13 protein-coding genes and 1 pseudogene are annotated in these 15,136 nt (G+C 34.1%); 2 read left to right on the top strand and 12 right to left on the bottom strand.

Annotated features, from left to right (window positions below; genetic code table 11):
- The first annotated feature begins 79 nt into the window (after positions 1 to 79).
- Complete coding sequence (locus ACTNDN_RS11325) at positions 80 to 790, top strand: hypothetical protein (RefSeq protein WP_441131271.1); 711 nt, start codon at positions 80 to 82, stop codon at positions 788 to 790.
- Between the two features lie 113 nt (positions 791 to 903).
- Here ACTNDN_RS11325 and ACTNDN_RS11330 read toward each other — a convergent pair whose 3' ends face one another.
- The 12 genes and pseudogenes from ACTNDN_RS11330 to ACTNDN_RS11385 form a co-directional block, all read right to left on the bottom strand.
- Positions 904 to 3,939, bottom strand: a complete 3,036-nt coding sequence (locus ACTNDN_RS11330; protein WP_031539229.1) for a type I restriction endonuclease subunit R — start codon at positions 3,937 to 3,939, stop codon at positions 904 to 906.
- Complete coding sequence (locus ACTNDN_RS11335) at positions 3,940 to 5,205, bottom strand: restriction endonuclease subunit S (protein ID WP_031539228.1); 1,266 nt, start codon at positions 5,203 to 5,205, stop codon at positions 3,940 to 3,942.
- Positions 5,198 to 6,976, bottom strand: a complete 1,779-nt coding sequence (locus ACTNDN_RS11340) for a type I restriction-modification system subunit M (RefSeq protein WP_042354775.1) — start codon at positions 6,974 to 6,976, stop codon at positions 5,198 to 5,200. The genes ACTNDN_RS11335 and ACTNDN_RS11340 overlap by 8 nt, the downstream gene beginning before the upstream one ends.
- A gap of 45 nt (positions 6,977 to 7,021) precedes the next feature.
- Complete coding sequence (locus ACTNDN_RS11345; protein WP_031540542.1) at positions 7,022 to 7,597, bottom strand: recombinase family protein; 576 nt, start codon at positions 7,595 to 7,597, stop codon at positions 7,022 to 7,024.
- A gap of 277 nt (positions 7,598 to 7,874) precedes the next feature.
- Positions 7,875 to 8,150, bottom strand: a complete 276-nt coding sequence (locus ACTNDN_RS11350; protein ID WP_031540541.1) for an adhesin — start codon at positions 8,148 to 8,150, stop codon at positions 7,875 to 7,877.
- Between the two features lie 24 nt (positions 8,151 to 8,174).
- Positions 8,175 to 8,603 carry a protein-tyrosine phosphatase family protein gene (locus ACTNDN_RS11355; RefSeq protein WP_031540540.1) on the bottom strand — a complete coding sequence of 143 codons (429 nt, stop codon included), beginning with the start codon at positions 8,601 to 8,603 and terminating at the stop codon, positions 8,175 to 8,177.
- 13 nt (positions 8,604 to 8,616) lie between these two features.
- Positions 8,617 to 9,562, bottom strand: a pseudogene (trxB, locus tag ACTNDN_RS11360) (thioredoxin-disulfide reductase).
- A gap of 18 nt (positions 9,563 to 9,580) precedes the next feature.
- On the bottom strand, positions 9,581 to 11,344 hold the full coding sequence (gene arsA, locus ACTNDN_RS11365; RefSeq protein WP_031540539.1) for an arsenical pump-driving ATPase: 1,764 nt from the start codon (positions 11,342 to 11,344) through the stop codon (positions 9,581 to 9,583).
- 24 nt (positions 11,345 to 11,368) lie between these two features.
- Entirely contained in the window at positions 11,369 to 11,731 is a 363-nt protein-coding gene (gene arsD / locus ACTNDN_RS11370; protein WP_031540538.1) for an arsenite efflux transporter metallochaperone ArsD, read from the bottom strand.
- A 96-nt stretch (positions 11,732 to 11,827) separates the two neighbouring features.
- Positions 11,828 to 12,247 carry an arsenate reductase (thioredoxin) gene (gene arsC / locus ACTNDN_RS11375; RefSeq protein ID WP_031540537.1) on the bottom strand — a complete coding sequence of 140 codons (420 nt, stop codon included), beginning with the start codon at positions 12,245 to 12,247 and terminating at the stop codon, positions 11,828 to 11,830.
- 15 nt (positions 12,248 to 12,262) lie between these two features.
- Positions 12,263 to 13,573 (bottom strand): arsenic transporter, encoded by a 1,311-nt coding sequence (locus ACTNDN_RS11380; protein ID WP_031540536.1) that lies wholly within the window; start codon positions 13,571 to 13,573, stop codon positions 12,263 to 12,265.
- A complete protein-coding gene (locus ACTNDN_RS11385; protein ID WP_031540535.1) occupies positions 13,573 to 13,917 on the bottom strand; it encodes an ArsR/SmtB family transcription factor in 345 nt (114 codons plus the stop codon). The genes ACTNDN_RS11380 and ACTNDN_RS11385 overlap by 1 nt, the downstream gene beginning before the upstream one ends.
- A gap of 230 nt (positions 13,918 to 14,147) precedes the next feature.
- Between ACTNDN_RS11385 and ACTNDN_RS11390 the strand changes: the two genes are divergently transcribed.
- Entirely contained in the window at positions 14,148 to 15,104 is a 957-nt protein-coding gene (locus ACTNDN_RS11390; protein WP_031540534.1) for an arsenic resistance protein, read from the top strand.
- Positions 15,105 to 15,136: the final 32 nt, after the last annotated feature.

Genomic DNA, 15,136 nt, shown 5'->3' on the forward strand with positions numbered 1-15,136 from the left:
AGAAAACATTTAGAAAACGGATACAAAATTAGAAGTTTTACTTTATAAAAAGGGAGCTAAAAAAAACTCCCACAAAAACTTGACTCAATCTGATCCTATTAATGTTTTTTTATTACTTAGCGAAAAGAATTATAATAAAATATTAGATTTGGAGAATATCAAAAAACATACTTCTTCCCTATCTAAAAAACAAGTAGACGAGGGAATTATTGATATATCGAGTAATAATGTAACAACATTTTTTGATATTATACGCCGAAGAGTACTGGAAAACGGATTACCTCATGCAGTCGAACTAATAAAAAACTACTTACTGGATATTGATGAATTTGATTTAGAATTTAATATAAATAACATGGAAACAAACAGGTCAGTTGGAAAGATGTTTAAAAGCGTTAAAGAATTATCTTTAGGCCAAAAAGTGGTTGCTATGTTATCATTCATTTTATCTTACAGTGATTTTTCAAATGATTATACGCCACTAATTATTGATCAGCCAGAAGACAATTTAGATAATAGATATATCTATAAAAATTTGGTAAGCGATTTAAGGAAAGCCAAATCAAAACGGCAGGTAATAATCGCAACACATAACTCTACAATTGTTACAAATTCCAAAGCGGAACAGGTAATTGTCATGGCATCAAATAACACTAATGGCTGGGTAGAAGCAACTGGATATCCTACCGAAAAATCAATTTTATTACACATTGTAAATTTACTTGAAGGTGGGGTCGAATCCTTCAAACATAAACAGTTTCTTTATCAAGATATTTTAATTGGGAAATAAAATTAACAGTAACATTAATTTATCATTTCTATTTGTTAATTGTTGAATATTGAAAAGCCCCAATACGCAATAAATATACCTTGTGTATCGGGGCTTTTTTCATACTTTCCAGATCATTTTCTCAACTCTTTATAGGCCTCTTTAGCCACTTCTTCTAATACAGTATTGTAAAATGAACGGTTCTCAAAAAGTTTTGAATATGATCCCATTTGTTCTAAATATAATTCCTGAGCCACTCTTTCGAATACATCTGGAAAAATACTTTTTTCAAATATCTCTGCATCATTATTTTGTGCAAATCGTTTTAGCTTCTTGTTTTCTCTAACCGCTTTTTTGTAAATTCCTTCTACTATAACCCTATCGGAATCTGTAAATTTACCTTCAAATCGCTCATTCACACGTTTAATTATATTTTCCAATAGCTCATCTTCTTCTAGAGGCTTTACCCCAGTGTCAATGGATTCAGGATTTTTCAATACATTATAACCAGCATTTTTTTCTAACGCAATGTTACCTTCGAAAGTCCGTTCCAATTTGTAATACTCAAGTTTTAACTTATCCTCAATATTTATATTTTCCCGTTTATTCTTAGGAATAAATTTAATTAAGTAAGAAGTAAATACGTATTCTTCATGTAATTCTTTATCGAACATACGAGTTAATTGTGTAATATAGGAATACCACTTATTAAAATTACGGACAGTTACTCTAAATGTATACTGAGTTTCATCATCAAGCTCCTGATAACGATTAATGATCGGCTTTAAAGCACTTGCCATTTTTCCTAAATCCGTATCTGTTTGTTTCCCCTCTTTAAAATACATCTTTACTAATTGCTGTATATCTTGATCATTATAAACCTTGAAATTACGTAATTTCGTTTTAGTGTCATAAATCAAGTTAACATCAATTTCTTTATCTAAAGAAGTTACTTCATAGTACGGCTCAAAGGCTTTTTTAATATCCTCCGCTTCATTAACAAAATCCAAAATAAAGGTATCCTCTTTATCAGGATGCATTCTATTTAATCTGGACAATGTTTGAACAGCCTTTACTCCCGATAACTTTTTATCAACAAACATCGTGTGCAGTAATGGTTCATCAAAGCCTGTCTGATATTTCTCAGCAACAATCAACACATTAAAGCTGTCAGTATGAAACTCTTCTTTTAGCTGGTTTTCAGAAATTCTTTTTCCATCTTTGGTTTTATTCAAGCTAGACTCTCGGAACTCTTCATCTCTATCATTAACTACACCTGAAAATGCCACTAAAACATCCATATCAGTGTAGCCTTTTTTCTTTATATAATTTTTAAACTCGTGAAAGTAACGTACTGCATGTAATCGGGAGGCTGTAACAACCATTGCTTTTGCTCTTCCCTTAATTTTATTTCTCGTTACGTCACGAAATTGCTCAATCATAATCGCGGTTTTTTGCTGCAAATTATGTGGATGCAATGATTCATATCTACGAATTGCTTTAACCCCCTGTGAAGCCGGGAGTTCTGGATTATCTGGTGCATCTTTAGCAATTCTAAATGATGTTTTATAAGTCATATAGTTTTGTAGGACATCCAAAATAAATTCTTCTTCTATAGCTTGTCTCATGCTATAGATATGAAATGGTTTAAATGAACCATCCGATTGTTTTGTGCCAAACATCTCTAATGTTTTTTCTTTCGGCGTAGCAGTAAAGGCAAAGAAGCTAAGATTACTATGTTTTCCATGTGTTAACAATTCTTTAACAAGTTTATCTTCTTGATCCAATTGATTGGCTTCTAGTTCTCCCTCAATCTCCGCATATTCTCTTAATGCTTCTTCAGTATCAGCTAATGCTGACTTTAACTTTTTAGCACTTGTCCCTGTTTGAGAAGAGTGGGCCTCATCAACGATAATGGCAAAGTTATTACCTTTATTTACTTCAACCTCTTCATAAATAACAGGGAACTTTTGAAGAGTAGTAATGATTATTCTTTTCCCATCGTTAATTGCATTTTTTAAATCCTTTGAGGATTTATTTTCACCGATAGTCTCTACAAGCCCGGTAACATGGTCAAAGCTTGAAATTGTATCTTGTAACTGTCTGTCTAATACGGTTCTATCAGTCACAACAATTACCGAAGAAAAAATAGACTTATTCTCTTCATTGTGCAAACTTGATAAATGATAAGCCAGCCAAGCAATACTATTTGACTTTCCTGAACCTGCACTATGCTGGATTAAATAATTTTCACCACTACCATTTATACGAACATGATTCACTAATTTCCTTACAACATCCAACTGATGAAATCGTGGGAAAATTAGTTTTGAAGAGATTTTAGTTGTTTCTTTTCCATTCTTTATTACCTTTTTCTTTTCTACATCCAAATGCATAAATCTTTGCAAAATATCCATCAAACTATCTTTTGCGAGAACCTTTTCCCATAAATATGCTGTTGCGTATCCTTCCGGGTTAACAGGGTTTCCAGCTCCACCCACTTCACCTGCACCGTTAGAACCCTGATTAAACGGCAAAAAGAAAGTATCTTTACCGTTTAATTTAGTTGTCATCCATACCTCATACAAATCTACCGCGAAATATACCAACACACGTTTATTGAATTGAAAAATTTGTTCACGTGGATCCCGGTCATACATAAATTGTTTTTTAGCATTTTCTACAGATTGTCCTTTAATCTGATTCTTCAATTCTAAAGCTACAACTGGAATTCCATTTAAAGATAGGACCATGTCCAATGTATTATTATTCTCAGTTGAATAAGCAAATTGACGTGTTACTGTTAATCGATTTGAATTATAATCTTTAATTATCTTCTCGTTTAAGGTTGATTCAGGTCGAAATGAAGCTACTTTAAGCTTAACTCCACGATCGGTAATTCCATATCTAAGAACATGAAGTAACCCATTGGTTTCTATTTCATCATTAAGTCGCTTGTATAGCTTTTTCTCTGTTTCATCCTTATAAATTTTTTCATACCGTGTCCAAGCTCTCTCTTGTGTTTCCCTGATATACTCTAATAACTGACTTATATCAATCGCTTTTTCTTTACTGTAATTTACTTGATTTCCCTTTATGTATCCACCTTTATTTAAGAGATATGACTCTATATCTTCTTCAAAACGTTTTTCATTATCTTGGATAGTCAATTAAATGACCTCCTTTTTACCTGTGACATATTCATAAATGAGTGACCTCTTAAATTGTTCCATTTCGTTAAGAAGCTCTTCTTTACTATCAATGAGTTCATCAATTTTTTGTATTTTCCTTGTTAAAAAATTAACGATTTGATTTTGCTCTTCAATACTAGGAATAGGAAAATAAAAATTCAAAAACTCATCTGTCGGCAATCTCCATCTACCATGATTTGACACTCCTTGACCAAATCCATAGAAGGTTTTATTTAAGTAACAGCCCTGTAACAAGTATTTAAAATACTCATGATTAAAATCAATATTGTTTTTAAATCTAAACACGCGATAATCAGGACTTGTTACACCAATATACTTAGAACAATCAACCCAACCAGTTAATAAGTCCATATGATTCATAACAAAATCATTGATCTCTACAATTTGGTATTTACTGTAATCAGAGGAAAGCTGACCCTCATTACTTTGAATATCTTTGATTTTCAATCCCTTTTGGGTTACTGATAGAACATCATAACCTAAATCATTTGCAATAATTTTTTTTATTTCAAAGATGTTTTTCAACTTACTAACTTTCCAATGAAATGGAATGCTACCTAGCCATTCCACACCAGTCTCTTTCATTTCCACATTTGGAGTTAACCCTTTAGTAACAGCTTCGATTATAAGTGATTGCATGTATTTTTTTAATTCAATAATAGAAAGTTTGGTTTTGTCAATTAGGTTCTCAACTTGAGAAACCTTATTATCTAAGTAATTTGATATCTTAACCTGTTCTTCCACTGGTGGAATTGGAATAGCAAAGTTCATTAAAGTTTCATTATTTAATGTCCATCTATGTTCAAATGAAACCCCTTTTCCATGTGCAAAGAAAACTAAAGACCAGTATTGTAACTTAAAATAGTAATCATAATATTTACTAGAACATTCATTTTTGCTTCTTAAATTGATATATGCAGGACTAATAACGCCTTCTATAAATGAGTAATTACAATTAGCTCCACTTGTTAAATCCATAGGGTTTAACAATAAATCGCCTTCTTTTACTATACTGTAGTTGTCATAACTAGCAGCTAGTTGGCCTTCATTATTTGAAATATTTCTCTCTTTAATACCACTTCTTGCAAGAGAAAGTACTTTAGGATTGTTCTCATTATTTATTTCTTTACTTCTAAAGAATAAATGTTTTACCTTACCTACCTCCCAATGTACGGGAATCTCACCAATCCACTCTATTCGACTATCTTTCGTTGGTCTACTCATCTATTACCACCTCCTGACCAGACAATATCTCGAAGTCTTTATGTATTTCTTCTTCTAGTTGTTTAATTCTTGTAGCTATATCCTCTGTTTTTTCAGGCTGAGTAAATTTATAAAACAATCTAGTGAAAGGTATCTCATAACCAATTTTCGTTTTCTTTTCATCAATCCAAGCATCTAAGTTAAAAGGTTTTATTTCCTTTTCAAAATAAGTTTTTATATCCTCTTTTAATGGTATTTCTTCAGTATCTCTTTTTGTAGGGTCAGGTACTTTTTTTCCATTTTTCATGATTAAATTACTAAAATCATCATACTGAGGTGTCTCTACAGTGACCTTATAGTATCCAAATTCAATATTATCAAGAATTTTCGACTCTACAGATTTCTCGTTGAGATAATACTTTTTATTTAAGAATTCTCCATATGCATGAACTATAATTTCTCTACATTCAGGAGTAATGTCAACTCGTTTACTCCCAATTCTTTTACGTCTCAACATATACATATTAGATGCATCTATCAATTGAATTTTTCCGATTCGATGCTTTGGTTTATTTTTCGTCAGTATCCAAATATACGTTGCAATTCCAGTATTGTAAAATGAATCATTCGGTAATTGTATTATTGCTTCAAGCCAATCGTTCTCAATAACGTAACGACGAATTTCACTTTCTCCACTGCCAGCAGCACCTGTAAATAGAGCCGAAGCATTATGAATTATTGCCATTCTACCAGTATTCTTTAATTTACTAAGACCGTTTAATAAAAATAGGAGTTGTCCATCATTTTTTTTCGGCAAACCTACTCCAAAACGGCCATGTTTACCCTTATCATGCTCTTCCTTAACTTTTTTATATTCCGATTTCCAATCTGTTCCAAATGGAGGGTTCGAAATACAATAATCAAAAGTAAAACCTTCAAACATGTCATTACTTAATGTATTTCCTAATTTCATATTCTCCGGATTACCACCCCGAACCATTATATCTGCTTTTGCAATAGCATAAGTTTGTTCGTTTATTTCTTGACCGAAAGTAGTCACTTCTGCTTCTGCATCTAATGCTTTTAATCGCTCTTCCATAGCACTTAACATCTGAGATGTACCCATTGTTTGGTCATATACTGTCTTAGCAACACCCTCATCAATAAGAACGTCTTTTTCTTCTGCAATAAGTAGGTCTGTCATGAGATATATAATATCCCTACTTGTAAAGTGGGAACCAGCTTCTTCATCATAGCTCTCTGAGAATTTCTTAATTAGTTCTTCAAAGATATACCCCATGTCCGTGCTTGTTATTTTGTCTGGTCCCATATAGGCTTTTTCTGAATTGAATTCTTGAATAATAAAAAATAACTTATCATTATTAGCTAATTTTGTGATTTCTCTTTCAAAGTCAAAGTTCTTCAAAACATCCTGTACGTTTTCGGAAAACCCATGTAAGTAAGCAAGGAAATTTTCTTCAATATTGTTCGGATCCGATAATAAATTTTCAAATGTATAATTGCTGATATTATAAAAAACATAACCAGATGCTTTTTGTAAAAATCCACCTTTTACTTCTAAGTGTTTCACCTTTTCATATGTCTCCAAAACTTTATCCCTCGTAGGTAATAAAGTGTCATGAAAGCGTTTAATTACTGTCATTGGTAAAATCACTTCGCCATACTCATGTGGCTTGTATAAGCCTCTTAGAGCATCAGCAATGCTCCAGATTAAATTTGCTTTTTCCTGTATATTTGTGCCTGTTTGAATATGTCTTAATTCTTCATTCATTGATTTATCCTCCATATATATAATCCATTATGCTTCTATTATTTATTATATCTTTGTTCTGATTTGCTCGGCTTTATTTTTCTTTTTAGCCCTAACAAGCGTAGATACCGAAATCCCAGTCATATCTTCCACTTGTTTATACGAATGATTATCTAGTAATGATAATGCATGATTAATTTGCTGCCTTGAAAATTTTTTTGGCCTCCCCTCTCGGAAGTCAGGATTCTGCTTTGCCAACATTTTCCCTTCTTGAGTTCGTTCTACAATCATATCTCGTTCAAACTCTGCAAACGCTGAGAAAATCGTGAAAATTAACCTTCCAGTGGGTGTATTTTCGATAACTCCCATATTCAATACATGAACTTTAATATTCCGTTCAAATAAATCTTTAATGATTTCAAGAGCATCTTGTGTACTCCGAGCAAAACGGTCTAGTTTTGTAACAACCAACGTATCTCCTTCTTGTAACATATCAATCAACTTCTGAAATTCAGGTCGCTTTTTGTTTGTCCCTGAATATTTTTCTGAGTATATTTTGTCACAGTTTTCATTCTCTAACTGTTTCAGTTGAACCTGTAAATCCTGATGCATCGTACTTACTCTTGCATACCCATATTTCAAATAACCACCCCTTTTCATTAAAATTTGAGATATATTTATGAACATAAGTATTGATTAAGCTTGATACCCCTATTTTATAGTACTATGGTATCATGTTCAATACTTTGAAGTTTTGACAATCTTTCAACTTGAACTTATCCATGAAATTGTCACTTTATTTATATAGAGAAGTACCTCGTCGTAAAATGACGAGGTACTGAAACTGTAATTACAACAAAAAAAAGCTGCCTAATGACAGCTTCGACTATTATTATTTTGCCACTCTAATTTTTTTCCTTTAACAACAGCTGCTAGCACCGATTAAAACTAATCCAGCACCATTTTGATTTTCCTCTATATCTAATGTTAATTCTTCAGTACCCGTAACTTTTGAATCGAAGGCTACTTTAATTCCATTAATCGTTTCGATCTTATCCGATTCTATCGGTGGATCTAAGGTGATCGTAAATTGCGGGCCACAACATCCCGCAACAGTAGAAAGACGAATTCCTTCTGCTCCTTTTTCTTGTAAAAAGTTCTCTAACAGTTGTTTAGCCCCATCTGTAATTTTCATTTTATTTCTCTCCCTTTATATTTACTATGCATTTGGATAAATTCTTCTCAGTGTCTCTTTCATCTCTGGTTTCACACTAATTTTTGGCCGTACGTTCTTAGCCATCTCTTCTGCTTCTTCGATTGTACTTGCATTTCCCAAAGCCAATAATGTACCGATTGCAACAGTACCTGTACGGTTACTCCCACCTTGACAGTGGAAATAAACGTTTTTCCCTTCATTATACGCATTCACAACCTGTTCAATGGATTTCTTAACAGATTCATCTTGGCGTTCAGCATCGTCCACAATAGGGCTGTGTATACGATTATAATTAGAGCTAGCCTTTGGAGATTCTGCTCTTAAATCAAAGATGACATCTACTTTTTCATTTTTCATCATATCTTCTACATCATCTGCACCACCGATGTAAATACGTTCCTTTACTAATTCTTGATAATTCTTTGTTGTCATGTTTTCCCTCCTGCTATGATGATTTACTCCAATCATGAACTGCATTTCCTTCTAAATATCTTTCCGCATCTAGTGCTGCCATACATCCCGTACCGGCGGCAGTAATCGCTTGACGGTATTTTTTGTCTTGTACATCCCCACAAGCAAATACCCCCGGAACATTGGTTTCAGTAGTACCGGGTACAACATTGATATACCCTGTTTCATCTGTATCTATCTGACCATTCAAAAATGATGTATTTGGTTTATGTCCGATAGCGACAAAAATCCCATCCGTTTCAATAATCTCTTCTTCATTGGTCTCATTATTTTTCACTTTTAACCCTGTAACACCATTTTCTCCTGCCATTACTTCTAGTGGTGTTTTATTAAGTTTCCAAGATATTTTTGCATTTTCTCTCGCACGATCCTGCATAATTTTTGAAGCTCGGAGTTCATCTCTTCTATGGACAATGATGACTTCACTTGCAAACTTTGTTAGAAAATTCGCTTCTTCCATAGCAGAATCCCCACCGCCAACGATAATCACTTTTTTACCGCGAAAGAAAAACCCATCACAAGTGGCACATGTACTAACTCCGCGACCTATGTTCTCTCTCTCCCGGTATATTTAAAAGTTTTGCGGAAGCACCTGTTGAAAGGATAAGTGATTCCGTTTCAATTTCACCAATACCGTTAACATCTAAGCAAAATGGTTTCTTTGATAAATCTATATTTGTAACCCAGCCTCTTTTAAATTCAGCCCCAAAACGCTCTGCTTGCTTTCTCATATTCTCCATTAATTCTGGTCCCATGATTCCGTTAGGAAAACCCGGAAAGTTTTCAACCTCTGTTGTAAGAGTCAACTGTCCGCCCGGTTGATCACCTTCAATCACAACTGGTTTCATATTTGCTCTTGCAAGATAAATAGCAGCTGTTAACCCTGCTGGACCTGTTCCTAAAATCACCACTTTTTCCATACTCGATTCCCCCACTGATTAATGAATATAATCTTTTAGCTTGTTGTACCCAATTTTTTCTTCTGGTAACCACGGAATAACGGCACACTTTTCAGACTTGTTATCCCTCACTTCTTGAATCCATTCTTTTTCTGCCAATGCTTTCCCTTTTAAAATAGGATCGTTTGTATTAGTGGCAGATAAACTTTGATTAATGACCCACCATTTTGGATTTATACTTGCCCGTCTTAAATCGTCTTGTAATCTAGATGCTTCTAAAACAGGTGTCGCTTCTGCCAGTGTGACAATCACTACAGATGTTTCTTTTGGATTTCGAATTTGTGGCAACAGTTTTCTTGCACTTTCTGGCACTTCTCCTGTTGACCTTTCGATTTCTTTACTATAAGACTCTGAGGCATCTAATAATAGTAAGGTATGCCCTGTGGGTGCTGTATCAATGACGACAATCTCATTTTCCGATTTAGCTACAACTTCTGCAAAGGCTTGGAAAACGGCAATTTCTTCTGTACATGGTGATTCTAAATCTTCTCTTAAATAAGCAAGTCCAGCTTCATCTAAATCCTTACTCGATTTCGAAAGCACTTCAGCTTTGTACTTTTCAACCTCTTTTTTCGGACTAATGCTGCTAATGGTTAGGTTTTGATTTAGATGACCACTTTGGAATTGATAGTCCAAATGTGCTGCCGGATCTGTAGTGGTTAAATGGACCTGATGTCCTTTTTCAACTAAGCCAACTGCGATAGCTGATGCAACAGTTGTTTTTCCAACACCACCTTTACCCATTGTAAAAATCAACTTTGTACCTTTTACTGAAAAGTCATCAATGACAGCTTGTAATCCCGGAAGATTTACGGATGGAATTTCTTCATTCAAAGTTGCTAAAACTTTGGATGGTTTAAACAAGTTTCGAAGGTTTTCTACACCTGTTAAAGAATAGGAAACATACGGTAACGAGTACGTAATAGTCTCATGTAAATTATCCGGAATTTGTTTTAACGCATCTCTTTGTCGATGATAAAAAGCAGATGAGATTTCATCGTTCTCATTGTGATTTTGAAGAAGGCCATTTATAATGAGCATTTGGTTTTTAATTCCAATTTCTTTCAGTTCCTTTGAAGCACGATCTGCTTCTAAAAGAGATGAAACATCTGGTCTGGTTACCAATATAAGCGTCGTTTTAGAAGGGTTAGAAAGGGCAGATACTGCGTTTGAATAAAGACTCTTTTTATCTGCTAACCCAGATAAAGGGCCTAAACAGGATGCGCCATGCGTACTTTCTTCTAAAAATCCATTCCAAGCTGTTGGGAGTTGTAAAAGGCGTAACGTATGACCAGTTGGCGCTGTATCAAAAATAATATGGTCATATTGATCTGTAATTTCACTATTTGTAAGAAAACCCGTAAACTCATCAAATGCAGCAATTTCAACCGTACAAGCACCTGACAATTGTTCTTCCATCGTAGCCACTACTGCTTCTGGAAATTTATCACGATATGGACCAACCACACTTTCACGGTAAGCTTTTGCGGATGCTTCTGGGTCAATATTGCTTGCAAATAAATTTTCAACGGCTGGCACTGCTTTTGGGGTGCTTGTAAGTTCGATTCCAAATACATCTTGCAGATTAGAAGCAGGATCTGTACTTATTAACAATACACTTTTTCCACTATCCGCCAATGCTACTGCTGTTGCACAAGCTGTCGATGTTTTTCCTACTCCGCCTTTTCCTGTTAAAAATAAAAATTGAGTATCAACATGATTCGGACTAAATAATGGATACATATCTTTTGCCTTCTTTCGAATGGATTATAGTTGATTTAAATTAAACGAAATTCGTGATTTTGGTTTTTCATATAATTCTTCTGGTTTTACTCCAAACCATTCTGCAAATTCTTCATTTGTAGGGTAGCTTCCCACTTTTACTAACTTGTCATTAACTAAAACCACTGGTAAGGCATTCGGTCCTTTTTCTATAAATACACGGTTTATTTCTTCATTTTCCGCAAACTTATCAGGATCACTTGTTAGTTGGTATCGTTTAATATTAAAGCCCTTTGACTCTAATGAATAAACAGCAGACGCTACTCTAGTTAACTCTGGATCAACACTTGGTCCACATACTCCCGTGGAACAACACATTGCAGGATCAAAAATCTCAACTTTATTCATGTAAAAGCCTCCCAATATATTATTAAATAAGCATTTACTTATTTGTTTATTTAAAGAAAACCAAGAGGAAATCCTCTTGGTTATTCTATTGTCTGCTTATTCTCCCGTTTCCGCAAAGCGTTGGATTCTTTCACCAATTTCATCACGAACACGTTGGAATACAGCCCACTTTTCTTCCTCTGTACCTTCTGCTTTTGCGGGATCATCAAAGCCCCAATGATCACGTTTTACGTGTGGTGGTGTCATCGGACATTTATCCGCAGCATCTCCACATAAAGTTACAACAAAGTCCGCATTATTTAGAATTTCAGGATCTATAATGTCTGAAGTTTGATTTGAAATGTCAATACCTACTTCACTCATGGCTTTAACAGCATTTGGATTTAATCCATGTGCTTCAATTCCGGCACTTTTTACTTCCCATTCATCACTGAGATGCTTTTTAGCCCATCCTTCTGCCATCTGGCTACGGCATGAATTACCTGTACATAAGAAATAAATTGTTTTTTTAGACATAATATCATTCTCCTTTTAGATAATTAATAAAGTTAAAAACAGACCTAGTAAAGTGATAAATAAGATTGGGATTGTTAAAACAATACCCGTCTTGAAATAAGTTCCCCATGAAATTTTAACCCCTTTTTGAGATAGAACATGGAGCCACACTAAAGTTGCAAGAGAACCAATTGGTGTAATCTTTGGACCTAAATCAGATCCAATGATATTCGCATAAATCAGCGCCTCTCGGATAACACCTGAAGTATTGGTTTCAGCAATGGCTAATGCATCAATCATAACCGTTGGCATATTATTCATGATGGATGATAGGAAAGCTGCAATAAAGCCCATTCCTATCGTCGCAACAAATAACCCTTGCTCGGCAGTTGCCTGAATAACACTAGCTAATGAATTGGTTAGCCATGCATTTCCTAGACCATATACAACAATGTACATTCCAATTGAGAAAAACACGATATTCCACGGAGCGCCTTTAATAACTGCTTTTGTATTAACGACTTTACTCCTTCGAGCCACCAATAAAAAGACAATAGCAATTATCCCTGCCACAATTGAAACAGGAATATTAATGAATTCACTTGAAAAGTATCCAATTAGTAATATCCCCAAAACAACCCATGAGAGACGAAACATTTTTGGATCTTTAATGGCATCTATCGGTTGTCTTAATTTAGATAAATCATACGTTTTTGAAATGTTTTTTCTAAAATACACTAATAACACCGTAATCGTTGCAAGCAATGAGAATAAGTTCGGTATAACCATCCTAAAAGCATATTCTACGAACCCAATTCCAAAGAAATCGGCAGATACAATGTTAACTAAGTTACTGACAACAAATGGCAATGAAGTTGTATCTGCGATAAATCCACTTGCCATAATAAAAGGAAACACTAGTTTTTCTTTAAAATTCAAATTACGCACCATCGCTAGGACAATCGGTGTCAGGATTAAGGCAGCGCCATCATTAGCAAATAATGCAGCAACAATCGCTCCTAAAATACTGACATAGACAAACATTTTTACTCCATTACCTTTAGCAGCTCTTGCCATATGCAGTGCGGCCCATTCAAATAATCCAATCTCATCTAAGATTAATGAAATAATGATAATAGCGACAAAAGATAATGTTGCGTTCCAAGTAATGCCGATAACTTCGAACACATCGTTAAAACCGACTACACCCACTAGTAAAGCTAGGATGGCTCCACCACAGGCAGACCAACCGATATTCAATCCTTTAGGCTGCCAAATAACTAAAATGAGTGTTGCCAAAAAAATGACTGATGCTAATATTGCAGTTATCAAATTCCTTACCTCCATTAGTCACACGAGATACGTAACCCCTGTTCCTCTAATTCCTGTAGTTTATAATCTTGATTGGGAAGACGTTGCAGTAAATCTGTGATTAATGGATAATAGTCACTATCTTTATTCAATGAGTAAATAATCCATTGCCCTTTTCTAGTTTCCGTAACAATTCCAAGATCCTTCAATTTACGAACATGCTGACTAATAGCAGGTTGGCTCACTTTAAAAATTTCAACAAATTCGCAAACACAATAATCATTCGTGGCCAGCATTTTTACCATCGTTAATCTTGTCTTATCACCTAAGAGCTTTAAGATAGCTGCAACTTTTTCAATCTCTACCGTGGCTAATTGCAAGATGTACACCTCCCACATTGACCTAAATATAAACAAATAACAATTCGCTTATATAATAATTTACTTATATAATATTTCACTTATATATGTTTTGCAACTGTTTTTTTATTAATTTATTAAGAAAAAATGAAAACAAAAACCTTTGTAATATCAAAACAATTAATTCTTATACGCATCAATTTATGATAAAGTAACGATTGTATTTTATTTATTATTGTTAGGAGATTACAATGAATTTAATCGAAAAGTTATATACTTTTATTATTTTTTTAGCTGTAATTATTGGTTTAAGCATAGGACAAGTAGAACTAATACGAGCTAATGCGGAAAGTTTTATTGTCCCTATACTAGTAGCTATGTTGTATATTACTTTCTTACAAATTCCTATTGAAGAAATATGGATAGCTTTTAAAAACATTAAGTTTACATATACTTCAATCATTATAAACTTTGTTTGGACACCTATTTTAGCATGGCTACTAGCATTAGGTTTTTTAGGTGACAATCCAGCATTATATATTGGATTCATTATGCTGATGGTTACACCATGTACTGATTGGTACTTAATCTTCACAGGGATCGCAAAAGGAAATGTTGCATTATCAACAGCTATCTTACCTCTAAACTTAATCTTACAGGTCATTTTGTTGCCTATTTATCTTCTTATTTTTGGGGGAACAACAGGGGTTATAGAATTTTCATTTCTGATGGATAGTATTTTAATTGCTCTATTCTTACCTTTAGTTTTAGCTTTTCTAACAAAAATGGTCTTGAGAAACAAACAACAGTTAAGAGACAACCTTATCTCTAACCTCAGCGTGTTACCTATTATTTTTCTTAGTCTTGCTATCGTTGCGATGTTTGCTTCGCAAGGACAACTATTGCTTGATAACCTAGATTTAATGTGGCAAATCACCATTCCGATCCTTTTATTTTTCATCATTAATTTTGTTGTTGGCCAAAAGGTTGGACAGCTTATGAAGTTTCCATACAAGGACAGAGCAAGTCTGGGTTTAACTACTCTAGCAAGAAATTCTCCAATCGCTTTAGCAATTGCCATGACTGCATTCCCAGACCAACCTTTAATTGCTTTAACACTCGTTATTGGTCCTCTGTTAGAGTTGCCTATTCTTGCTATTGTTACTCAGCTTTTACTATTTATTTCCAAAGATAAACAAACATCATAATCATAAAAGCACATATCATTTTAAATAGATGT

Source organism: Niallia sp. HCP3S3_B10 (assembly GCF_052064465.1).
GTDB classification, from domain to species: domain Bacteria; phylum Bacillota; class Bacilli; order Bacillales; family Cytobacillaceae; genus Niallia; species Niallia hominis.